The 21,941-nt window shown below is 61.9% G+C and carries 27 protein-coding genes; 12 read left to right on the forward strand and 15 right to left on the reverse strand.

Features of this window, described 5'->3' with window-relative positions; genetic code table 11:
* Nucleotides 1–26: 26 nt before the first annotated feature.
* From JHD73_RS11100 to JHD73_RS11145, 10 genes are all read right to left on the reverse strand, one after another.
* Nucleotides 27–650: a DUF3164 family protein gene (locus tag JHD73_RS11100; protein ID WP_199030345.1), complete on the reverse strand. Its 624-nt coding sequence runs from the start codon at nt 648–650 to the stop codon at nt 27–29.
* A 22-nt stretch (nt 651–672) separates the two neighbouring features.
* Nucleotides 673–1,041 carry a hypothetical protein gene (locus JHD73_RS11105; protein WP_199030346.1) on the reverse strand — a complete coding sequence of 123 codons (369 nt, stop codon included), beginning with the start codon at nt 1,039–1,041 and terminating at the stop codon, nt 673–675.
* Nucleotides 1,038–1,586, reverse strand: a complete 549-nt coding sequence (locus tag JHD73_RS11110; protein ID WP_233176902.1) for a hypothetical protein — start codon at nt 1,584–1,586, stop codon at nt 1,038–1,040. Before JHD73_RS11110 ends, JHD73_RS11105 begins: the two co-directional genes overlap by 4 nt.
* Nucleotides 1,587–1,627: 41 nt before the next feature.
* Nucleotides 1,628–2,068 carry a hypothetical protein gene (locus JHD73_RS11115; protein WP_199030348.1) on the reverse strand — a complete coding sequence of 147 codons (441 nt, stop codon included), beginning with the start codon at nt 2,066–2,068 and terminating at the stop codon, nt 1,628–1,630.
* A gap of 14 nt (nt 2,069–2,082) precedes the next feature.
* On the reverse strand, nt 2,083–2,223 hold the full coding sequence (locus JHD73_RS11120) for a hypothetical protein (protein ID WP_199030349.1): 141 nt from the start codon (nt 2,221–2,223) through the stop codon (nt 2,083–2,085).
* An 11-nt stretch (nt 2,224–2,234) separates the two neighbouring features.
* Entirely contained in the window at nt 2,235–2,597 is a 363-nt protein-coding gene (locus JHD73_RS11125) for a hypothetical protein (protein WP_199030350.1), read from the reverse strand.
* Complete coding sequence (locus JHD73_RS11130; protein WP_233176903.1) at nt 2,594–3,103, reverse strand: MarR family transcriptional regulator; 510 nt, start codon at nt 3,101–3,103, stop codon at nt 2,594–2,596. The genes JHD73_RS11125 and JHD73_RS11130 overlap by 4 nt, the downstream gene beginning before the upstream one ends.
* On the reverse strand, nt 3,093–3,734 hold the full coding sequence (locus JHD73_RS11135) for a hypothetical protein (protein WP_064804946.1): 642 nt from the start codon (nt 3,732–3,734) through the stop codon (nt 3,093–3,095). The genes JHD73_RS11130 and JHD73_RS11135 overlap by 11 nt, the downstream gene beginning before the upstream one ends.
* Nucleotides 3,724–4,494, reverse strand: a complete 771-nt coding sequence (locus tag JHD73_RS11140) for an AAA family ATPase (protein WP_064804944.1) — start codon at nt 4,492–4,494, stop codon at nt 3,724–3,726. Before JHD73_RS11140 ends, JHD73_RS11135 begins: the two co-directional genes overlap by 11 nt.
* A gap of 67 nt (nt 4,495–4,561) precedes the next feature.
* On the reverse strand, nt 4,562–6,691 hold the full coding sequence (locus tag JHD73_RS11145) for a Mu transposase C-terminal domain-containing protein (protein WP_064806428.1): 2,130 nt from the start codon (nt 6,689–6,691) through the stop codon (nt 4,562–4,564).
* Between the two features lie 36 nt (nt 6,692–6,727).
* On the opposite strand from JHD73_RS11145, the gene JHD73_RS11150 reads away from it, so the two are divergent.
* Nucleotides 6,728–7,165, forward strand: a complete 438-nt coding sequence (locus JHD73_RS11150) for a hypothetical protein (protein ID WP_064804941.1) — start codon at nt 6,728–6,730, stop codon at nt 7,163–7,165.
* Nucleotides 7,166–7,172: 7 nt separating this feature from the next.
* Here the strand turns inward: JHD73_RS11150 and JHD73_RS11155 are convergent, their stop codons facing one another.
* From JHD73_RS11155 to JHD73_RS11165, 3 genes are read right to left on the reverse strand one after another with little or no spacing between them, the layout of a single operon-like run.
* Complete coding sequence (locus tag JHD73_RS11155; RefSeq protein ID WP_064804938.1) at nt 7,173–7,691, reverse strand: hypothetical protein; 519 nt, start codon at nt 7,689–7,691, stop codon at nt 7,173–7,175.
* A gap of 2 nt (nt 7,692–7,693) precedes the next feature.
* A complete protein-coding gene (locus JHD73_RS11160; RefSeq protein WP_064804935.1) occupies nt 7,694–7,885 on the reverse strand; it encodes a hypothetical protein in 192 nt (63 codons plus the stop codon).
* A 33-nt stretch (nt 7,886–7,918) separates the two neighbouring features.
* A complete protein-coding gene (locus JHD73_RS11165; protein WP_064804932.1) occupies nt 7,919–8,215 on the reverse strand; it encodes a helix-turn-helix transcriptional regulator in 297 nt (98 codons plus the stop codon).
* Between the two features lie 244 nt (nt 8,216–8,459).
* On the opposite strand from JHD73_RS11165, the gene JHD73_RS11170 reads away from it, so the two are divergent.
* Both JHD73_RS11170 and JHD73_RS11175 read left to right on the forward strand, forming a co-directional pair.
* Entirely contained in the window at nt 8,460–8,906 is a 447-nt protein-coding gene (locus JHD73_RS11170; protein ID WP_151180532.1) for a hypothetical protein, read from the forward strand.
* 84 nt (nt 8,907–8,990) lie between these two features.
* A complete protein-coding gene (locus JHD73_RS11175; protein WP_151180531.1) occupies nt 8,991–9,338 on the forward strand; it encodes a hypothetical protein in 348 nt (115 codons plus the stop codon).
* An 87-nt stretch (nt 9,339–9,425) separates the two neighbouring features.
* On the opposite strand, the gene JHD73_RS11180 is transcribed toward JHD73_RS11175, so the two are convergent.
* Together JHD73_RS11180 and JHD73_RS11185 are read right to left on the reverse strand one after the other, a co-directional pair.
* On the reverse strand, nt 9,426–12,464 hold the full coding sequence (locus JHD73_RS11180; protein ID WP_199030351.1) for a transglycosylase domain-containing protein: 3,039 nt from the start codon (nt 12,462–12,464) through the stop codon (nt 9,426–9,428).
* Nucleotides 12,465–12,584: 120 nt separating this feature from the next.
* The gene (locus JHD73_RS11185; RefSeq protein WP_199030352.1) at nt 12,585–13,496 is read right to left on the reverse strand and encodes a LysR family transcriptional regulator; all 912 of its coding nucleotides are present in this window, start codon (nt 13,494–13,496) and stop codon (nt 12,585–12,587) included.
* Nucleotides 13,497–13,606: 110 nt separating this feature from the next.
* Between JHD73_RS11185 and JHD73_RS11190 the strand changes: the two genes are divergently transcribed.
* The 9 genes from JHD73_RS11190 (at nt 13,607) to JHD73_RS11230 (ending at nt 21,653) form a co-directional block, all read left to right on the forward strand.
* Complete coding sequence (locus tag JHD73_RS11190) at nt 13,607–14,716, forward strand: muconate/chloromuconate family cycloisomerase (protein ID WP_199030353.1); 1,110 nt, start codon at nt 13,607–13,609, stop codon at nt 14,714–14,716.
* A 45-nt stretch (nt 14,717–14,761) separates the two neighbouring features.
* Nucleotides 14,762–15,052, forward strand: coding sequence for a muconolactone Delta-isomerase (gene catC, locus JHD73_RS11195; RefSeq protein ID WP_199030354.1), 291 nt, complete (start codon nt 14,762–14,764; stop codon nt 15,050–15,052).
* 54 nt (nt 15,053–15,106) lie between these two features.
* Nucleotides 15,107–16,042, forward strand: a complete 936-nt coding sequence (catA, locus tag JHD73_RS11200) for a catechol 1,2-dioxygenase (RefSeq protein WP_199030355.1) — start codon at nt 15,107–15,109, stop codon at nt 16,040–16,042.
* Nucleotides 16,043–16,070: 28 nt separating this feature from the next.
* On the forward strand, nt 16,071–17,429 hold the full coding sequence (locus JHD73_RS11205; RefSeq protein ID WP_199030356.1) for a Rieske 2Fe-2S domain-containing protein: 1,359 nt from the start codon (nt 16,071–16,073) through the stop codon (nt 17,427–17,429).
* On the forward strand, nt 17,426–17,914 hold the full coding sequence (benB, locus tag JHD73_RS11210; protein WP_199030357.1) for a benzoate 1,2-dioxygenase small subunit: 489 nt from the start codon (nt 17,426–17,428) through the stop codon (nt 17,912–17,914). The genes JHD73_RS11205 and benB overlap by 4 nt, the downstream gene beginning before the upstream one ends.
* Nucleotides 17,915–17,962: 48 nt before the next feature.
* Nucleotides 17,963–18,991 carry a benzoate 1,2-dioxygenase electron transfer component BenC gene (gene benC / locus JHD73_RS11215; protein WP_199030358.1) on the forward strand — a complete coding sequence of 343 codons (1,029 nt, stop codon included), beginning with the start codon at nt 17,963–17,965 and terminating at the stop codon, nt 18,989–18,991.
* The gene (locus tag JHD73_RS11220; protein WP_199030359.1) at nt 18,988–19,770 is read left to right on the forward strand and encodes a 1,6-dihydroxycyclohexa-2,4-diene-1-carboxylate dehydrogenase; all 783 of its coding nucleotides are present in this window, start codon (nt 18,988–18,990) and stop codon (nt 19,768–19,770) included. Before benC ends, JHD73_RS11220 begins: the two co-directional genes overlap by 4 nt.
* A gap of 678 nt (nt 19,771–20,448) precedes the next feature.
* Nucleotides 20,449–21,129 (forward strand): response regulator transcription factor, encoded by a 681-nt coding sequence (locus JHD73_RS11225; protein ID WP_199030360.1) that lies wholly within the window; start codon nt 20,449–20,451, stop codon nt 21,127–21,129.
* Nucleotides 21,126–21,653 (forward strand): DUF4019 domain-containing protein, encoded by a 528-nt coding sequence (locus JHD73_RS11230; RefSeq protein WP_199030361.1) that lies wholly within the window; start codon nt 21,126–21,128, stop codon nt 21,651–21,653. Before JHD73_RS11225 ends, JHD73_RS11230 begins: the two co-directional genes overlap by 4 nt.
* Nucleotides 21,654–21,941: the final 288 nt, after the last annotated feature.

Below are 21,941 nucleotides of genomic sequence, written 5' to 3' on the forward strand. Positions count from 1 at the left end.
GTCTTAGGCGTAGTCATTGCGCGCGCTCAGACCTTGGCGATATCGAGCAGCACCGCCTCGTACTCGTCGCTGCCCTCAATGCGCTTGTAGAACCGCACGTAGCTCTTGGTGCCGACCACCTGGAGGCTGTCCCCAATGGCCTTCATGGCCTGTTTCCAGCGCTCGTCCTTGATGTCCAAGTTGCGCAGCGACAGCACGCGGCCGGTGTTCAGTTCGCCTTCCTTGTCGGTGTCGAAAGCGCGCTGGATGATGGCTTGAATCTCCGGGCGCGATCCCTCGGCCCACTCGGTCAGCAGCTCATCGATGATCGCCTTGGCCGCCTGCAGGCGCTCGTCGAATTTCAGGTTCTCGGCGCGCGAGAGTTGCACCTTGTACTTGCCGTCGAAGCTGTGCAGCGTCACGTTGCCTTTGGCGCCGCCACGCTTGACGCCATACTCCTCGGCTGACATCTCCACGAATGCCTCGAAATCTTGGAAGGCTGTGTTCTTGAGCCTGCGCAGAATTTCCTGCACTGAGTCGGCCTTCTTGAACAGTTCGCACACGAGCTGATCGCGCGCCAGATCAATGGGTTTAACCAGTTCTTTCGGCACGAGATGCCCGTGGGCGTTGGTCATGTAGGCCCCTTGGGTGGGGGTGTGTTGAATGGACATGAGTTGCTCCTGAGTGAATCGTTTAGTGCTTGGTGACGCCCTGCGGTACTCCATCGCCACGGCCGGCTCCACGGTGGACAGTGACAACCTTCCCGGCCCACTTCCTCATGGCCACGCTTCTGGCGTGGCGACCGAAGTCGACCAACTCATCTGCGGCCTTATCGCTGATCCAGCCGATTGCGGCGGCATAGGTGAATAGCGCCGTGGCACCCGCGAAGTCTTCCAAGACGCGCATGGGGTCTTCTCGCTGGTCCTGCTGGGCCAGGATGTGAAACGCGCAATCCATCAGGACGGAAAGCTCTTGGTTCCACTCAATGGGCTGGCCGACAATATGTTCTGCGAGCAACCGCATCTCAGCTCGGCGCGCTTCACCTTCCGGGGTCGTTTTCATTGCGTTGCCTCTTGGTTTTCCGCGCGCCTGCTCCCCGCCGCGCGCAGTAGGTTTTGACGAATCTCCGGTGACGGGGCGGAGCGTTTCGGTGCATCGACGGTGACGGCCTGCACGCGCTCTGCCTGGGTGCCCATGCCGGCGTGGCCCGCGCGCTGCGCCTCGGTGTTGCGCTCGGCCGTCGCTGCTGCCTTGCTGGCCAGGCCGACGACGACGGTCTGCAAGTAGCCGTGCGACTTCAGCGGCAGTTGCAGATCGCCGGTATCGCGGCGCGCGATCATCTCGTCCAACGCTTGGCGCCAATACTCAAGCGGTGCAGCGTGGGTAACGCAGTGTTTGTCGCGCACGGTGCCGGCATTGATCATTGGCACCAGTTCGCGCAGGAGCGCGGCCACGCGGTCACGTCGCATTTCGGTCTTAACGGGTGCAAACATGCCCACGTATGCCAGCAGCGGTCGCAGCAGTTCGCCGCCCTTCGGGTGCGCATTGCACAGATGCCGAATGGCCTCATTGATACCTTCGTGGGCGAACACCACTTCCGCTGACATGAAGCAACGGCAGACAGGGCACGTGAACGTCGGCAACGGCATCAGGCAACCCCCGCCGCCTTCATGACCTGGTCGACGTTGATGCGGTCAAGGTAGGCGATCAGCTGCGTGGTACCGGCGGCCGTCAGGTGTACTTCCTTGCGGCCATCGTTGATGGTCAGGTCACCGCGCGAGGACAATGCAAAGCTGCATTCCTCCGTGCCTGCAGCCTGGCGTTTGCCAGCCGCCTTAACTACACGCTGACGCGGATTTAGCGTCAGGTCTGGCGGGTTGTCCGGATTGATCCGGTACGCGTTGACCGGCCGGCCGCCGTGTTCGCTAGGCACGTTCTTAACCAGGATCTCCTCGCGGTCCAGCTCCCCGACGATGTAACTCTGCGGATTGGAGAGCTGCAGCGCGTCTGCGATCTCGGGCGTGCGGATGTCAGGGCGTTGCATGATTAGCTCGATGATCTGCACGCGGTTGCTTTTGATGTCGCTCATTGCCTTGCGTCCTTTCAGAGGGTCACGCGCGGCCGGCTGTACGCCTGACCTTGCGCCGGGTTGGAAATCTGGCCTGCGTTGAAGGCCAGGAGAGCCACCACGAGCGTCCAAACGACGAAGCCCAGGCGGGTGTGGAGAAACTGGCGGATAGTCATGCGCTTGCGCATCACAGCCCCCGGTCCAGTTGTGCGAGGCGCGCCAGCAGCTTCTCTTCGTTCTGGCGGTACAACAGCTCCAGGGCGGATTGATTGCGCTCGGCCTTCATCAGCTCTTCGCGCATCCAGTCGACCTCGCGGTTTCCACGCGTCAGCTCTTTCGTCTGGCGGCGCAGCTTGCGTTGGATGGCCATGCGTTCCCGCATCAGCTTCCATTCCGCTCCCAGGCGTTTCGCAGCAGCGGCAACCTCGCTGCGAATGCGGGCCAGGCCGGTGCGCAGCTCGGCCGTGACCAGGTTGTCGAATTGCGGGCCTTTGGTGACGACCAGGCTGCCGTGGAGTGCCCGGGGCACTGTTCGTTGATTGCGCTTCATTGCGAGGGCTCCTTAACGGTTAAGTCGATTTGGGGGCCGCCCACTTCGGGCAGCGGCAGGGTCTTGGTGTCCAATGCGGCCATCGGCATGTCGGGCTGCTTGCCTGATTTGCTCGGCGCACGCTTGACGACGACCGGCGGCGGTGCTTTCGGCTTCGGCTTGTACTGGCAGCCCTGGCACGCTTGCCAGTGGTGCATCTTCATTGGGTTGTGATTCGGCGCCTTGCCCAGGGCCTTCTCGCGGCAGTGCTCGATATCGACCTGCTTGCCGTCATACGTGCACGTGATGCGCTCGAATGCCTGGCGGTAGCGCATCTCGATCCGGGCGGTGCTGGCGGTGCCCTTGCCGTACTCGCCGAGTCCGTTCAGCAGGATCGAGAGCGTTGGCCGCGAGACACCCATGCGCTCTGCAACCTTGGCGGTCGTGCTGGCCTTGACCTCGCGCTGCAGGCCGATGAACCAGCTTTCGACCATGTATGCCGGCAGTGGCTTAACGTCATTGCTCATCGTCCATCCCCTTTTGCTCGGTCCACATCACCCGGTTGTATTTGGGGTTGGGATCGAAGACCTGGCACGCGCGCTGGATCATCGGGGCACGCGGGCCGGTGTCGAGCTTGAGGAAGTACCGAGCCGGCACAGGGCAACTGCCACGTACGGCAGGCTTCGTTTCTTGCAGGTAGCCAGCCGCAGCCAGGTACAGCACATAGTTCTTCGCGGTCTGCACCAGTACCGGGTGCGAGGCCGTGCTGCACATGCCCGCCAGCTCCCGATAGTTGAAGTCGTTGCCCGGCTTGCTGAACATGCGGCGCATCGTTCCCCACATGGCTTCGTTACCTCGGCCTTTGGTCACGATCTCCCCGGTCCTACGGACGCGGGGGGCCTCAACGCCGTTATCCCGGACGAGACGGTAGGACTTGCGCACCGCAATGCGGCCGGCCCTCTCGTCCGGGATAACCTCGATGAATCCAGCCTTGAGCAGGTTCCTGACGTAGTCTTCGATGACGCCTTCCAGGCCACCCACGACCTCGGCAAGGTCGCGTTGCGTAAAGCACTCGCGGTGGCGGCGCATGGCTTCCCAAACGCGCTGGCGCGGAGACTTGCCGCCTTTCATTTCGAGGTGGGCGGGCTTACGCGACATGGGCGTCCCCCTCCGCCTTCTGGCGCTTGCTGCCCGTTGCTGCAGGCTGGTACAGCTCGCGGTCGCCCCACAACGCCAGCGTCATTTCCGACTCGGCCAGCATCATGGCTTCCTCGTGAATGCGAGCGAGGTTCACGCAAACGCGGCGCACTGAGCCGGCGGCCTTGGCGACCACGTGTTCGAGCAGATCGTCGGCGATGGTGACGCCGCCGTGGCAGTAGATCGGCACGAGCTTGCGCGCGTCATCGAGCGAAACCGGGGCCGCTTCGATGCGGGCCATGACGCGGCTATCGAACGCTTCCCAGCTCCGGAGCTTGGCCGGGATGCGCTGGTCACCCACAAGCAGCAGCGTGCCGTGGCTGGCTTCGTAGATGTCGCGTACCAGCTCGATCATCGAGCCGTTGCGTAGACAGTTGTTGAACTCATCGATGATCAGCGGACGGCGGCTGCCGCGCAGTTGGTCGGCCACCTGGTCGAGCATCGCCGGGATGGTCTTCTCGGGCTCGATGCTCATTTCGGCCAGGATCTTGGCCAGCAGCGTCTTGCGATTCCAGGCGCTGCGCACCTGCACGTAGTAGCCGCGCATTTCGGTGGCGACGGTATTGCAGGCCACTGTCTTGCCCGTGCCGGGCGGGCCAAACATCACGCCGATGCCAGGCAGGCCATTGACGCGTGCGAGCAGCTTCTCCAGCGTGACGGCAACCAGGTGCAGGTTGGTGATGGGGGCGACCAGATTGACGGTCGCGGGGCGTTGGGTCATGATTCAGGCTCTCCTGTTGCTAATGCGTTGCTGCTGCTACAGCAGCGCGTTGGTTAAGCGGGTGTCTTCAAGCGGTCTTCCGCTGCCATGTCCGGAACTCGGCGGTCTCCTGGTAGGTGTGCCGCCATTTCCTTGCCTTCTCGCTGTCGATTTCCTCCTCTTTCAGGTTGATCAGCCGCTGCCATTCGGCGTAGCGGGCTTCTGTTGTCGTTGGCACTGACCAGACCGGCGCATGGGCCGTGCTCATCGGGGTGGCCACCGGCGCCTTAACGTCTATGGTTTCCACGTCCAGTGCCGCCTTCGCGCGCTCTTCGAGCTGGTCGCGGCGAATGTTCATGAAGCCGGGGATGACGATGGTGTCGCTGGGGTTCAACTCCAACGCAGGGGCGCCGTGCAGTTCCTCGCGTACTTCGGTGAGCTTTGCCTGCAGGCGCTTCTCGCGGCCCTCGGCGCGCTTCTCGCGCGCACGCTCGATGACCGACATCGGCATGTAGTCCCGCTTGTTGGCGTCCAGCTCGGCGGTGCAGATGAAGCGGCCGGTGTCGTCGTACACCCACACCGTGCTGGGGTCGTGGATGTCGTATCCCACGGCAAGCTGCTCGCCGTGGAACTCCTCCAGGTCGCGGTTGAAGTAGCGATTGCCGAACACCTCCAGCTCGGCGCGGCGCACGGTGCGCAGCACTTGCGGGCGGAACAGCGGCAGCGCGTCGTCGTCGTGCACGCGCGCCGGCTCGAAGCCCTTGTCTTCAAAGGCTTGCCATTGCTCGTTCGGCGTCATGTGGCGGCGGCGGCCGGATGCCGGGTCAACGATCTTGGGCAGCGAGCGGTGCGGGCGGTCGTTGTACTCGTCCACCTTCTGCTGCGCGAAGGTCACGAACTGCTGCCAGGCCATCAGAGGCATGGCCACCACCTCGCCGCGCGTGGCGATTGCCTTGCGGGACAGCTTGAAGGTGGCCAGCTTTGCCTCGCGGTCCATGTCGTGGCCGATGTAGCCTTCCACTTCGCGTGCAGCCTTAACCCAAATGGTCTGGTGCAGCTTCTCAATGACGCCGCGCGCTTGCGAGTTGTAGGGCAGGCTGTTGACCATCTCCATGCCCAGCCGACCCATCAGGCCGGTGGCTTCGTCGGTCATCATCGAGTTGACGTAGCCGGAGCCGTTGTCGACATAGAAGATCGCGCAGATGCCGCGCTCGATGCAGGCCATACGCAGGGCATCAAGCACCGCGAGAGCGCTCTCGGCCAGGCCGACCGACCAGCCCACCACCTTGCGGGTGGCGATGTCGACCACCGTCGTGATTTCCGGGCGGAAGGGGCGACCGTGCAGCGGGTGCTGGACTTCAGCGTCGAAGGTGTGGCCGTCGGCGCTGTAGATGTCGCCCGGCAGCAGGCTCTCGAACCCGCGCCGGATGAACGGCTTAATCGTCTTCAGCTCGCGCGCACCCATGCGGCCGGCTTCGCGGCTCACGTTGCCGATCTTGGCCAGGAAGCGGCGCACCTGGTGCACGCTTGGTACCTCCACGCGTGGCACCTGCGTCCATTCCTTGAGGAACAGTTCGTAGGCGTGTGCCACCGAAGGCTTCTCCGGCCGCTGGAAGTGGCCCAGGAAGAACGGCGCCCATGCCGGCACGGACATGTCCCGCTCGGGGAGCTTGGGCACCAGGTTGCCGCAGCGCTCATATTCAACGAACCGCAGAATGCTACGAACCGAAGGCAGACCGTCCGCGCTGCTGCGCCCGCGTTCGTCGCGGGCGAGCTTGAGCATGGCGACCAGCTGCTCGCTGGCGGTGCCGATGCGTGCCATGTCGAGCAGGACCGTGGCGGCGCGCTTGCGGGTGTAGTGCGAGCGCTCCATCAGGGCGTTAAGTGCTGCCAGTACTCCCTTTCGTGCATCGGCCTTCAGCGTCTGTGCGCGGGTTTCGTCGCGGCGCTGGTGCGGCGTGAGTTCGCGGGCCGCAGCGGTCGGGGCGGCGACGGCCACCAACTGCTGGGCTGCCTTCGCGCGGATCGAGTCCATCACCTCGGCAGGCGGTGTGTACTCGCGGCGGGTACCGCCTACGCCGGTCGTTTCGACAAACGGCCAAGATTCGCGGGCAGCCTTTGCAATCAGCTTCCCTTTGGACGTCGGTAGGACAGGAAGACGCAACTCAGCAAGTTCGCTCGCGCTGTAGCTGGCTTTCACGACGACAGTGGAGGCCATGTTAAATTTGCCGTCCATTTTTGAACCGAGCCAGCAATGGGACTAGGCAACTACGCGTCAGCCAGCAGAACGCTCGCGGAAGAACTTGAAGCGCTTCTAAGCGAAGAAGACGTAGTCGAACTCGCAGACGAGTTAGGGCGCCTAGGATTCGATGCGTTGCTGGCGTGGACCGAGCAGAATGAGTTGGCGATTGCGCAGTTCGCTGCCGCAACACCGTCTGTACGCAAGCGGAGGAAGTGGAGCAGCCCGTTTGAGCGCTCACTTTTTGTGCTTGCCGCCGCAACGCATTGCCGCATGGGGCAGGCGCTGCTTGATGTGCTTGTCCGGAGCGAACCCTATCTGCAAGCAGGCGGCTCCTATCGTGACACCACATCCAGTGCTGGGTCGATATACCTAGAGCTTTGGCGCACGCGCATTCCGTACTGGCCAGAGGCCTTTCTTCGTTGGGCGCCGTCGCCTTTTGATTCGGATTGAGCACGACTTAACCCCGCTTGATCCGTTCAGCGATCTGACCGAACAGCTTCTCGTCCATCTGGCCTTCGATGGCCTTGGACTTCGCAGTCAGATGGCGCCGCAACACCTCCATGGCGCCGAACTCGGCGCACAGGACTTCCTCGGCGGTGAGCACCTTGCGTGCGAACTGCGCAGCAAGCCAGTCCAGCGGCGTGAAGTCCTGGCAGACCATCATCACCGCCATGAAGGCGTCCACAGGAATGCGGCGGTCGGCCTGGCTCGGGGCAACCCACAGGTCCAGGTGCGCCTTGGTGACCGGGCGGCAGAGGATGTCGGCCATGCCATCTGCAACACGTTCGCGGGACAGGCCCTTGCCGAAGGCGGCATCCAGCGCGGAGACGAGCGCCTGGCGGATGCCTGCGTCCAGAGCGTTCTCGCCTTTGACGGCAACCACGCCGGCGGGCGTCTCGACGGCGAAGACGTCGAAGTTAAGAGCGAGCTGGCCGGCGCTGTGCGCGGCGCGGCTGGATTGACGGCGCTTGTTCATGGTTAAACCCCGTCGATCCGGTTACGGGCTTCCTCGATCGACATGCCGCCGCTCAACAGCTCGGCCAGCATGTGCGTGAGATAGCCGACCTTCATGTTGGCGCGAATGTCTTCGGGCATCTGCTGCTGCCACTTGGGCAGATCAGCGTCGGCGCGGTCGCTAATGCGCTTAGCCAGGTCTTGGACGTCGAACATGTGTTCCCCCGGTGCTAAAAGTGGATCGAAGTACTAGGCAGCGGCTTTAACCGTGTCGAAGTGCGCCGTCCCGCTATACTTCTGGGCGTAGCGAGGGCGGATGCGCCGGCCTTCCGGCGTCCAGCGTTCGGGCCATAGTTCATGGCCCGGAACGTTCAGAAAATGCATGATGGCCAGTTCACCGGAGTAGGCGGGGCGGGTCAGAGCATTGCGGACGGTCGAAGGCGGCAAACCGTTCTCCCGCGCCAGGTCGTTCATCGTGCTGCCCTTCTTGCGGATGGCGGCCTTGATGTCTTCGCGGTGCCATCCGGCGGCTTGTTTTTTGCTCATGGCGGTCTCTTCGCATCCACCGGCATTCGCCGGTTTTTTGGTCGGGGCGTAGTCCCGAAGGTCTGGTTTAGCGAAGATTAAGTGTTCCGAAGAGTTCCGTCAAGACTATTCCGCATGGGAACACTTGGATGATTCGCGCCCTTAGCGCGTAATCCATGTAACCCATTGATTTTATTGATGCGAAAGCATCTGCCCCTTGGCGCATGAAGTGTGCCTTGACGGGAATACTTTTAGGGGATTGAGTGTGCCGCCCGAAAAGCTCTACTCGGCAGCCGAAATAGCCAAGATGCGCCTGGAAGGCTTGCCCACGACGAAGGGCAAGGTCATCGAGCGTGCCGCCTCTGAGGGCTGGCAATTCGAGGAGCGCAAAGGCATAGGTGGCACGCGCCGCATGTACGAGATACCAGCCCGTTACCTGCCGCGTAGCGGCGGGGCTGGGGTGGCGGACGTTACCGAGGCGCCTAGGCAGCCCGCCAAGGTTGTCGGCACCGTCGTGGCTGGTACATCAAAGGTTGACCCCAAGCTGTTGCAGCTCGCTGAGGAGGCTTTGGAGGAATGGCAGCGCGAGCGTGGCTTGCGGCTGGACGCTCAGCGCCGGTACGCGGTGGTTGCTGTACTGTACGACTACCTCGCCCGTGGTGCCGACCAAGCAGACGCCGCCGATATGCTCAGGGTGATTAGCGGGGAGTGATGCCGCTGCATTAACTCCCCCCGATCGGGGGCGGTTATACCGCCGGGCAAACGCTAGGTTTTTCCCCTTTTGGGGGATTTCCCGGTGGTTAATCTGCAAGAAAATAAGAACAGACTTAAGTCTATTTTAGATGACGTGGTTTGCGTTACTGCAGTGGGTGCCGGGAAACCCGCCAGGGGAGCGCTTCTTGGGGTAGTCGGCGACGGTGGCGCAGAAGCTGCGAACGACGGCAGATTCAGGGGTTTCTTGGTGTCTCGACTGCGTTTTGCCGCTCGCCGCGCACTTTCCAACTGGTTCTGGGACAAAACGCGCGCAAAAACGCGCATTTTGTTCGTAGTTTTTTGCGAAATTTCTGGGGAGCTGTTTAACGTGTGGGAACCCGACAACCCTTGCAGTCAGGCCGTTTTCGGCTTTTTGGGCCGTTTTGGTTGAGAGGTCAAAACGAGCACCCCCCCACAGGCAGGGGTACGGCCACCCCGTCTGGGGGCATGTGCTGACGCTGAGTGTGCTTGGCGGAGATCAATCCAGTTTTTGCTCTTGCGCGGTGGCTTGCGGCACCTTGCAGTTGAACGCGGGCGCTGCGTCGGCCAGATCCAGGTAGCCCATCAGGGTGGGGGCCAGCACCTTGAGTACTTGTACCGTCAGTGCGCTGGTGAACTTGTACTTGGCCGCATCTGCGCCGGCCACGTAGGCGACTACGGTGCCAAAGTAGCGATCGCCAAGATAGAAGACGAAGGCGCCTGAGCGGCTGACCACGCGCTCGGAAATCAGCCCGCCGCCGCGGCTGAAGGTCTTGAAGCGGTTGTCGCCGGTGCCGGTCTTGCCGCCCACGGTGATGGGTTTGCCGTTTGCGTCGACAAAGGTGCCGTCGATGCGCTTGGCGGTGCCGCCTTGCACCACGCCGGCCAGCGCGGCTTTGACGATGCGTGGAATCTCGGGCGGCAGCACGCGCTCACCGGCGCTTGGGTCGCGGCACAGCAGCACTTCGTACGGGGTATTGGCGGCAAAGCGCAGGCGGTCGATGCGTACGCTGGGTAGGCGTACGCCGTCGTTTTCGATAATGCCCATCAACTCTGCCAGTGCGGCGGGGCGATCTGCCGAGGCACCGATGGCTGTGCCATATGACGGCACCAGCGATTCAAACGGATACCCGAGCCGCTTCCACATCGTGTGGATGGACTGGAACGCCTCGATCTCCAGCAACTGCTTGATGCGCTTGTCCTGCGCGCCCTTGCGGTGGGATTGCAGCAGCCACTTGTAGACCGCCTGCCGCTCGGCCGCGCTGTCTTGGTTGACCTGCGCCAGCGTCGCCTGCGGATGCTCGCGCAGGTACGCCACCAGCCACAGCTCCAGCGGATGCAGCCGTGCGATGTAGCCGCGGTCCGCCAGGTCGAAGCGCTGGACCGAATAGTTGTTGTAGAGCTTGGCGAGCGTCACTGCATCCAGCTTGGCGCCCGGCAGATAGGCACGAATGAATGCGGCCAGCTTGTCGGGCCCGGCTTGCGGGTTGATGCTGCGGAAGATCGTGGCCAGTCGCACTGGGGTCGCATGCGTGCTCTGCACGAGCGTGTCTTCCTGCTCTTCGGCAGTCTTGCCCCGGTATTTCTTATAGAAGCGACCCATGAACAGCTTGCCTTCGCGGTCGGCAAAGCGCTGCAGGTAGACCTGCCGTTGGGGGGAATCCGTGTCCTCCAGTGCCTCTGCGCCGGCGCTGGGCAACTGGTGCTGAAAATAGCGCGAGATGTCGCGCATGATCCGCACGAACACGAGGTTGACGGAGTGCTTGAGCCCCTCGCGCACCGTGAAAAACTGCGTGCCTTCCCATTTCTCGAAATTCTCGAAACTCTGCATGCCGCCGCCGGTGGCAAACCATTCACCGGCGTTGCCGGAGTATTTGCGCTCCATCGATGCCTCCAGCATGGCGTTCAGCGAGCGGTCCTGCGCATGGGCGAGGTAATCGACGGCCCATCGCTCGATCGGGTTCTGCGGGGGGATATTGAGTTTGCGCAGCATGGCAGGCGTCTGGTCGACATAGCGCTGATGCAGTTCCGCCACGATCTCCAGATAGGTCACCAGCGTGCGCAGCTTGGCGGTGGAGCCCAGATCCAGCTTCACGCCTTCGTTGATATCGAACGGCTGGTCGAAGGTATCGGCCTGCACCAGCACGCGGTTGCCGCCGGGCGCGCGTTCATAGAGCGTGAAGCTGTAGGTGACGCCGCGCGGGTCGCCGTGTTCGAGCATCTTGTCGCCGACGAGGCCCGCGGCCTTGGCACGTGCTGGGTCTTGCAGCTTGCGCAGCTCGGTGGTGATCTCGTGCTGCAGCGGCGCGTCGAGCGTGCTGCTGGCCGTCAGGTCCAGCCGGTCGAGTGCATACATGCGCGGCACCCCCAGCATGCCTGCCAGGTTGACGCGCACGGCGTTGGTGCCTTTGTGCTCGATGGGTGCGGCGGGTGGGCGCACGCGCTGGGCCTGCTGCTTGAGCGATTGTGCGAGTGCTGAATCACGCAGGTCCGCCGGAACGACGCCTGCCGTGGCCAGGATGCGCAGGTAGGCGTTCGTCAGCGATTCGAGCTCGTCAAGATTCTCCTGGTAGTACGACGGCCGCCGCTGCGATACCAGCAGGCTCAGGGCCTCCTTGTACGCGAGCGCACGGGCGGCCACCGGCGCAGTCGAGTCTGGCGCCAGCAGTTTGTTCACCTCCGCAAAGTCGCGCCCGTACCAGACCCACAGTGCATCGCCAATGCCTTGGATTTCACCAAAGCCAGCGCGCGCGCCCAGCGGCACGGTGTTCAAGTACGTAACGGCGAGTTGGTGACGTGTGGCCGTGGTGTCTTCGCCGTTCAGATAGGCGCGTACCGAGGCGGAGGCCATCTGCCGCAGCTTCTCGCTGGGGGAATCAGTGCGGCCCTCGGGCGAGTGGCGGTACTTTTCGATTTGCGTGGCGAGCGTGCTGCCGCCAGGGGATTCATGCTCCGAATCGGCCATGCGCACGGCGCGGTCCCACACGGCGCGCGCCAGGCGGGTCCATTCAACGGCGGGGTTGCGCTTGGGATATTCCGTTTGGAGCAGGGTGCGGTTCTCAATCCCGAGCAGCGAATTGACCAGCAGCGGCGGAACGGCGTCAAAGCGGTCGTAGATGCGTTCGGGGTGGCGCACGTGGTAGATCGGGCGGCCGTCATCGTCGAGCAGTTCCAGGCCGGCCTGATCTTTTTCGTGGTAGGGCGCATTCAGGCCGCGCTCCATGAGCGAGAGCATGTCGTTTGACGGCACGGCCTGCTGGGCGACGATATAGCCGCGCGCGTGCAGGCGATCCAGAAACGTGGAGAGCTGGTGATAACCGAGGCGCTCGTCGTACGGGCCTGAGTTCGGGTAGCGCGCGGAGGCGTTGGGCCCCGGCTTGACAGGAAAGGTTTGCGACTTGCCGAGACGGGCGAGGTAGCTGGCCTGCCACGCGGAGGTCTTCAGCTCGCTGGAGACAAGCCAAGCAGCCACCGCAAGCAGCAGGAGTGGCGCGGCAATCAGGGCCAACAACTTGACGGGGCGGCGTATTCTTTTCACTCGCTACGCTCCAATCGCAGGCAGACGGGCGCTTCACTCCAATCTAGCCCATGCGGCCGTCGTGTCCAGTCCGCCGACGTGCCTGCGCGTGTGTAACTTTGCGCGCCCGTATTGCAAGGCTTACGTCGGCCGGTAGTGCGGAATCTTCTGCTCTTCGTACAGCCGGTAGGTCAGGTTCAGCATGGCCTGGATGTCTTCCGACTCATCCAGCAGACGCGTGCTGAAGATAATGGGCGAGACCAGCTGCGGGTCGTCCAGTTCCATATAACTGACATCTTCGCGCTGCAAACCGGCCACGCTGCGCGGCACCACCGACACGCCTTCGCCTGCCGCCACCAGCCCCAGGGCGATTTGCAACTCTCGTGCCTCGTAAATCCTGGCCGGCTCCAGGGCGCGGTCGTGGAAGAGCGCGAGCACTTGGTCGGCATAGCTCGGGCGCGGCGCGCGGGGGTAAATGATGAGCGTTTCGCCCACCAGATCGCGCAGAGAGACCGCCGGCTTGGCGTCAAGCAACGCGTGCCCCGAGGGCAGGGCAACGATCAGGCGCTCATCGCGCAGCAGGATGCGGCGCACGTTCGGGTCTTCATAACGGATGCGACCGAAGCCCACGTCGATCCGGCCATCCTTGAGTGCCTGGATCTGGTCCATGGTGGTCATCTCGTGCATGGACAGATCGACCATCGGGTACTCCGCCCGAAAGCGCCGGATGACCTTCGGCAGCATCCCGTACAGGGTTGAGGCGACGAAGCCGATCGACATGCGGCGCTCGATCTGCCCGACGCGCTGCGTCATCGAGGCCAGCTCGGCTGTCTGCGCCAGTAACTGCCGTGCATGCGCGTGGAAGAAGCGGCCGGCTTCCGTCAGCTTGAGCGGGCGGCTGCCGCGCTCGAACAGCAGCACGCCGATCTCCTCTTCCAACTGCTGGATCTGGCGGCTCAGGGGCGGTTGCGCGATATGCAGACGCTCGGCCGCGCGGGTGAAGTTCAGCTCTTCGGCAACGGCGACGAAGTAGCGCAGGTGGCGTAACTCCATATCCAACCTTATAGGTATGAAACTGATACTAAATCGGTGTTGGACGCAATAAATCGCACTGCGTAATCTGGTTTCCAAGTTGATCACCATCACTCTGATACCTGGAAAACATGATTCGCTCGATCGAGGCCATTCTAGTGGATGTGCCCACCATCCGTCCGCACAAGCTCTCTGTCGCCACCATGCACACCCAGACGCTGGTTCTCGTGCACGTGTGCTGCGAAGACGGCATCGAAGGCTGGGGCGAAGCGACCACCATCGGTGGCCTGAACTACGGCGAAGAGAGTCCCGAGAGCATCAAGGTCAACATCGACACGCATATCGCTCCGCTGCTGATCGGCATGGATGCGCGCAACGTGGCGGCTGCCATGGCACGCGTGCGCAAGACCATCCAGGGCAACCGCTTTGCCAAGTGCGCGCTGGAAACGGCGCTGCTCGATGCGCAGGCACGGCGGCTAGGCGTGCCGCTGTCGGAGCTGCTCGGCGGCCGGCTGCGTGATGCGCTACCGGTGGCCTGGACGCTCGCCAGCGGCGACACGAAGAAGGACATTGCCGAGGCAGAGGCGATGCTGGCCGAGCGCCGCCACCGTATCTTCAAGCTGAAGATCGGCCTGCGCCCAGTGGCCGACGACGTGGTCCACGTGCTGGCGATCAAGCGCGCACTGGGGGATGCGGTCAGCGTGCGTGTGGACGTCAACCAGGCCTGGAGCGAACTCGACGCCGCCAACGGCATCGCGGCACTGCAAGCCGGCGGCATCGACCTGATCGAGCAACCCGTGCGCGCCGAGAACCGCGCCGCGCTGGAACGCCTCGCCCGCCAATTCGCCGTGCCGATGATGGCCGACGAAGCGCTGCACGGTCCGCTGGATGCGTTTGAGCTGGCCCGCAGCGCCAGCGCCGATGTCTTCGCCGTGAAGATCGCGCAATCCGGCGGCCTTGTGCCGGCCATGCAGGTGGCGGCCATTGCGCAGCTTGCCGGCATCAGCCTGTACGGCGGAACGATGCTCGAAGGTGCAGTCGGCACGGCGGCATCCGCGCATGTGTTCTCCACCTTTGGCGATCTGCAGTTCGGCACCGAGCTGTTCGGCCCATTGCTGCTCACGCAAGAACTGCTGACCGAGCCGCTGCGGTACCGCGATTTCATGTTGCAGGTGCCTACCGGCCCCGGCCTGGGCATCCAGATCGACCGCGACAAGCTCGATCGACTGCGCCGGCAATAAGAACAAGAACAACCCCAACCAAGACAACCCACCAAGGAGACCACGATGCTGTTCCACGTCCGCATGGATGTTCACCTGCCGGCCGACATGCCCGCCGATGTCGCCAACGAGATCAAGGCGCGCGAGAAGGCCTACTCGCAGGAGCTGCAGCGCAGCGGCAAGTGGCGCCACATCTGGCGTCTGGTTGGCGAGTACGCGAACGTCAGCATCTTCGACGTGCAGAGCAATGCCGAGCTGCACGACATCCTGGCGGCGTTGCCGCTGTTTTCGTTCATGCAGATTGCCGTGACGCCGCTGTGCCGTCACCCGTCGTCGATTCACAGCGATGACGCCTGAAGCTGAAAGATCGCTCGGACATTTCCCCAATAGAACCCAGTGGAGACACCCCTCATGAACGCGCACGTATTCCAAACGAAAGAAGTGCAGGACCTGTTGAAGGCCGCCACCAACCTGGATGGCAAGGAGGGCAATGCCCGCCTGAAGCAGATCACCCACCGTCTGCTGGCCGATCTGTTCAAGGCCATCGACGATCTGGATATCACACCGGATGAAGTCTGGGCGGGCATCAACTACCTGAACAAGCTTGGCCAGGACGGCGAGGCTGCACTGCTCGCTGCCGGTGTGGGCCTGGAGAAGTACCTCGACATCCGCATGGACGCTGCGGACGCGGCGCTTGGCCTCAACGGTGGCACGCCGCGCACGATCGAAGGCCCCCTGTACGTTGCAGGCGCAACGGTGCGCGATGGTGTATCCCGCATCGACATCGATCCGGACCCGGCTGCAGGCCCGCTGATCATTCACGGTACGGTGGCTGGCCCGGACGGCAAGCCTCTGGCCGGTGCGCTGGTCGAGTGCTGGCATGCGAACTCGAACGGCTTCTACTCGCACTTTGATCCAACCGGTGAGCAGAGCGCGTTCAACCTGCGTGGCGCAGTCCGGACCGGCGCCGATGGCAAGTATGAATTCCGCACGCTCATGCCGGTGGGTTACGGTTGCCCGCCGCAGGGTGCGACCCAGCAACTGCTGAACGGGCTTGCCCGCCATGGCAATCGTCCGGCGCACGTGCATTTCTTCGTCTCCAGCGACGGCCACCGCAAGCTGACGACGCAATTCAACATCGAAGGCGATCCGCTGATCTGGGACGACTTCGCCTACGCCACTCGCGAAGAGCTGATTCCGCCCGTGGTTGAAAAAACCGGCGGCGCCGCACTCGATCTGAAGACCGATGCGTACAAGGACATCGAGTTCAACGTCGTCCTGACGCCGCTGGTGCAGGGCAAGGACAACCAGCGCGTGAACCGCCTGCGTGCTTCGGCCGAGGCCTGAGACCCGACGCCTCAACGTGGAGAAGACCATGTCCGCCTTGATCGACAAAGCCAACGAACTGGATCACCTGCTGTCAACCGCGGTGGTGGATGACGAGGCGGCGGGTATTTTCCGCTGCCGTCGAGACATCTTCACCAACCCGGACCTGTTCGAACTGGAGATGAAGCACATCTTCGAGAACAACTGGGTGTATCTGGCGCACGAGAGCCAGATTCCGAACAACAACGATTACTACACCACGTGGATCGGTCGCCAGCCGATCGTCATCACCCGCGACAAGACCGGGGGGTTGAACGCGGTCATCAACGCCTGCGCGCACAAGGGAGCAATGCTTTGCCGCCGCAAGCATGGCAACAAGGGCAGCTTCACGTGCCCGTTCCATGGCTGGACGTTCTCCAACACCGGCAAGCTGCTCAAGGTGAAGGACGAAAAGACCACCGAGTACCCGGTCCAGTTCAACACGCATGGCTCGCATGACCTGAAAAAGGTCGCGCGCTTCCAGAACTACCGCGGCTTCCTGTTCGGCAGCCTCAACGCCGACGTGCTGCCGCTCGAGGATTACCTTGGCGAAGCGCGCGTGATCATCGACCAGATTGTCGATCAGGCGCCAAACGGGCTCGAAGTGCTGCGCGGCAACTCCTCCTACATCTACGAAGGCAACTGGAAGATGCAGATGGAGAACGGCTGCGACGGCTACCACGTCAGCACCGTGCACTGGAACTACGCCGCGACGATGGGCCGACGCAAGGAAGGCGGCACCCAGGCTGTGGATGCGAACAGCTGGAGCAAGTCGGTAGCGGGCGTCTACGGCTTCGAGAACGGCCACATCCTCTTGTGGACGCAGACGATGAACCCGGAAGTGCGGCCGGTCTATGCGCACCGTGAGGAAATCCAGGCACGCGTGGGCGAAACCCAGACGGACTTCATCGTCAATCAGACCCGCAACCTGTGCCTGTATCCGAACGTGTTCCTGATGGACCAGTTCAGCACGCAGATTCGCGTGGTACGGCCGATCAGCGTCGACAAGACAGAAGTCTCAATCTTCTGCTTCGCGCCAAAGGGCGAGAGCGCCACCGATCGTGCAACGCGCATCCGCCAGTACGAGGATTTCTTCAACGTCACCGGCATGGGTACCGCAGACGACCTGGAGGAATTCCGCGCCTGTCAGAACGGCTATGCCGGCACGACCGCCCTGTGGAACGACCTGTCGCGCGGCGCGCCGCTGTGGGTGCGCGGCCCGGACGAGAACGCTACGAAGATGGGCTTGAAGCCGCTCATCTCGGGCGAGCGCAGTGAAGACGAAGGCTTGTTCGTCTGCCAGCACGAATACTGGGTGCAGGTTATGCGCGACGCATTGCAGAAGGAAGGTGAAGAGGTGCCGGCATGAACACCGATTACCAGAACATCTGCGCGGCGCTTTACCGCGAGGCGCGCTTGCTCGACGACCGCCAGTGGGATGCATGGTTGGCGTGCTACGCAGAAGACGTCACGTACTGGATGCCGGCATGGGATGACGACGATCAATTGACCGACGATCCGCAGAGCCAGATCTCGTTGATGTACTACCCCGATCGCTGTGGGCTGGAAGATCGCGTCTTCCGCATCAAGACCGAGCGCAGTGGTGCTTCAACGCCGGAGCCGAGAACCAGCCACAGCATCACCAACGTGGAAGTCATGACCGAGCGCGACGATGCCGTTGACGTGCGCTACAACTTCCACACGCTGTGCCACCGCTACAAGGCCACCGACCACTTCTTCGGCACGATGTTCGTCACCTTGCGCAAGTCCGGTGATGGCTTCCTGATCGCATCCAAAAAGATCGTCCTGAAGAACGACTACATCCGGCAGGTGCTCGACGTCTATCACGTTTGACCTCTGGTCCGGGCACAGCGCACGCACAAGAGGCAGTGGAGGTATCCCATGTCCAGTTTCACAGTTGCACTGAATTTCGAGGACGGCGTCACGCGGTTCATCGATTGCAAAGCGGGGGAGAAGGTGCTCGATGCCGCCTTCCGCGCCAAGATCAACCTGCCGATGGATTGCTCCGATGGCGTGTGCGGAACCTGCAAGTGCCGCGCAGAGAGCGGCAGCTACGACCTCGGTGACGACTACATCGAGGACGCACTGACCGAAGACGAGAAAAACACCGGCCTCGTGCTGACGTGCCAGATGGTGCCGCAAAGCGATTGCGTGATCGCGGTGCCAACCACGTCGACCACGTGCAAGACCGGGCAGAGCAGCTTTGGCGCAACCCTGTCCAAAGTCGAGCTGCACAACGATGCCGCCGTCGTGCTCGAACTGGATGTGGATGCCACGGCGCCGGTGTTCCTGCCTGGCCAGTACGTCAACATCGGGGTGCCTGGGAGCGGCCAACACCGCTCGTATTCGTTCTCATCGGCGCCCGGCGAAGCGAAGGTCAGTTTCCTGATCAAGAAGATTCCCGGCGGCGTGATGAGCAACTGGCTGGAAGCCGCGCAGCCGGGCGACAAGCTCGATCTGCAAGGCCCGCTGGGCAGCTTCTATCTGCGCGACGTACAGCGGCCGCTGTTGTTCCTGGCCGGCGGCACGGGTCTCGCGCCGTTCCTGTCGATGCTCGAGGTGCTGGCGCGCAGCCATGCGCAGCAGCAGGTGCATCTGATTTATGGCGTGACCCGTGACCTCGATCTGGTGCAGGTCGACGCGATCGAGGCCTATGCGGCGCGGCTGCCGAACTTCAGCTACGCCACCGTCGTGGCCGACGCCGCTTCGAGCCATCCGCGCAAGGGTTGGGTGACGCAGCACATTCCAGCCAACGCGCTGAACGATGGCGACGTGGATGTCTATCTCTGCGGACCGCCGCCGATGGTGGATGCCGTGCGCACCTACTTTGACGACGCAGGCGTGAAGCCCAACAGCTTTCACTACGAGAAGTTCACGCCCAACGCCACACCGAATGCAAAGGCGGCATGAGCATGCAACGATTCTCAGACAGGGCCGTGATCGTGACCGGCGCGGCGCAAGGCATCGGGCGCGGCGTTGCGATGGCCGCAGCGGAAGAGGGTGCCCAGGTGCTGCTGGTGGACCGCGCGGAGCTGGTCTACGAAGTGCAGGCGGAAATTGCCGCAGCCGGCGGCCAGGCCCACGCCACCACCGCGGATCTGGAAACCTATGCAGGTGCCCAGCATGCCGTGCAGACCGCACTCGACACCTTCAGCCGCATCGACGTGCTCATCAACAACGTCGGTGGCACGATCTGGGCAAAGCCGTACCAGCACTATGAAGAGGCGCAGATCGAAGCGGAGATTCGCCGCTCGCTGTTTCCAACACTGTGGTGCTGTCGCGCCGTGCTGCCGCACATGGTGGAGCGCAAGCAGGGCGTGATCGTGAACGTGTCATCCATCGCCACGCGCGGCATCTACAGGATTCCGTATTCGGCAGCCAAGGGTGGCGTGAACGCGCTCACGGCCAGCTTGGCGCTTGAGCATGCGGACGACAACATCCGCGTGAACGCCGTTGCCACCGGCGGTACGGAAGCGCCGCCGCGCAAGATCCCGCGCAATACGGCGCCCCTGTCGGAGCAGGAAACCACTTGGTACCAGGGGATCGTCGACCAAACCATTGCCAGCAGCCTGATGCACCGCTACGGCACGATCGACGAGCAGGTGCGGGCGATTCTATTTCTGGCTTCGGACGAGGCCTCGTACATCACCGGGACGGTGCTGCCGGTTGGCGGTGGAGACTTGGGCTAGCCAGGGCTGCACTTTCCCCTCACGGCGTTGGCAAGCAAGTGATGAGGGGAGGGCGAAAAAAAACGCCAAGCGGACACGCCGCTTGGCGCTGCACAACGTGGCATGAATGGACATTCATGCGACGGGGAACCGAACGGCTAAGGGGGGCAGCAGTTCGATTCGTTCAGGTTAAGCATTGCGATTGTTAGGAAAGCAAGGCTTTGTCAAATGCCGGCGCCTATCCGCTGAAGACCTGCAATGTCCTATCACGCCCTATCCCAATGTCGAAAGCCTTGCCAAGGTCGTGATATCCACGGTCGATTCATATTGTGATTTTTCTTTCATTCACAGCGGTACCTATGGTTCGGTAGAGCCACCGCCTGCCATTCGTCTCGTTTCTCATGAGGCCAGACCTCAAAGCGCCTTCGCGAAAGTGACTGAATGAGCATTTGCGTAAAGAGCCATCGACGAAACGCTTGTGCTGCCACCCGATTGAAACGGTCGCCTGACCATAGGTGGAACGGGCTCGAAGCGATCTTGCAATTGTTTAAAATTCCTCGCGAGGCACGTGCTATTTCTAACCTTGTCATGCCGCTTCAGCGGGGAATTTTCCCAGACGAGAAAGCGGCTGACTGGTGTCGTAGATAATATCGATTATCAAAAATAAATAACGATATCTAAGTCAACGGGGAAGTGGCAATGCGGATCGCTGTATTGGAAGACGATCCTGGATTTCTTTCACTGATGGAATCAGTGATTGACCGTCTAGGACATATCCTTGTCTCATTCTCAGACGGCATGCAGATATTCAAGAATCTGCAGCGCGAGTCTTATGATCTCTTGATTCTCGATTGGCATGTTCCAAGAATGTCAGGGATGGAGATACTGCTCTGGCTGAGACAAAAAAAGGAAGACCGAACGCCCGTCGCCTTTGTAACAAGCGCGGCGTTCGAGTCGGAAATCGTAGCAGCCCTGCGCCAGGGCGCAGATGACTACATCATCAAGCCGGTCAGCGCCGCGGTGCTGGAGGCTCGCATCGAAGCCATTCTGAGAAGGTCATACCGCGAAGAGGCGCAGAGTACGCTTGAGCTGGGGGCATTCAAGTTCGATAGTGCGCGTCGTGTTGCCTTTCTGGATGGTCGGGAAATCAAGCTCACAAGCAAGGAGTACGAGCTTGCCTACAAGCTTTTCTCGCGCAAGGGCAAGCTTCTGACGCGAGACTATCTTGTGAGCGCAATCTGGGGCGAGTCCTATGCGGGGGAGTCCCGTACGCTGGACACCCACATCTCGCAGATCCGGCTGAAGCTTGGGCTGAATCCAGGAAACGGCGTGAAGCTGATCTCGGTGTATGGTGCCGGGTACCGACTGGAGAGCGCATGACGCATGATGTGCAAGCTTTTCGGAGCGGTCTTCTTGCTGTGGCCATGCTCATGTCGACGACCGTCCAGGCACAGGTACAGGCAACGCCCGGAACATCCGCCGATGAAATCCTGCAACTGGCGGATCGTGTTGTCGCCCAGCTGGAGACGGGGCAATACGGTGCCGTCTGGGAGGGGGCCGCCCCATTGGTTCGAGCGGCAGTTAGCAAAGAGGCGTTTGCCCGGCAGATGCAAGCCACCCACCGGAGCGGCGGCATACAGGATTATGGCTGGGCATCCATCGTTCGTATCGAATATAAGAATGATCGAGATATTCCGGATGGCCTCTATGCCAATGTCGATTACGCAGCGCACCTGAAAATGGGTGGCATTACATATAAATTGCTAAGCTTTCGAGTGGAGTCGGATGAGCGCTGGCATTTTGTCGGCGACTCCGACCGGAGGGGTTCAAACGAAATCCCTACGCGACCAGCAATATTCTCGTTATCGCCACGTTCCTCCAGCGGCCACACTTCAGCACCTTGAGGCGATTTCTGCGGCCAACATGCCAAGGATAGCCACCGTGCCGCTTTGTACCTCATTCCTCAACGCATCCTCTTTCGGGTCGCTGAATCCGCCTGTCGATTATTCAATTTTTCTACATTTTTGATTTGAGAAAACTGTAGAGTGAGTCACTCTGCTAAGATTTGACATTGCATTACAGTTGCTTGTAGATGTTTTGCATTGAGCGAACTTCCCCTTATTACATTTGTTTCAAGAATGCGAGCGCCATCGACTCCAGCTTAATCGGAGGCGCGTCACGTGCGGCAGGCA

The sequence above is a fragment of the Ralstonia sp. ASV6 genome (assembly GCF_016429285.1).
Lineage (GTDB): Bacteria > Pseudomonadota > Gammaproteobacteria > Burkholderiales > Burkholderiaceae > Ralstonia > Ralstonia flaminis.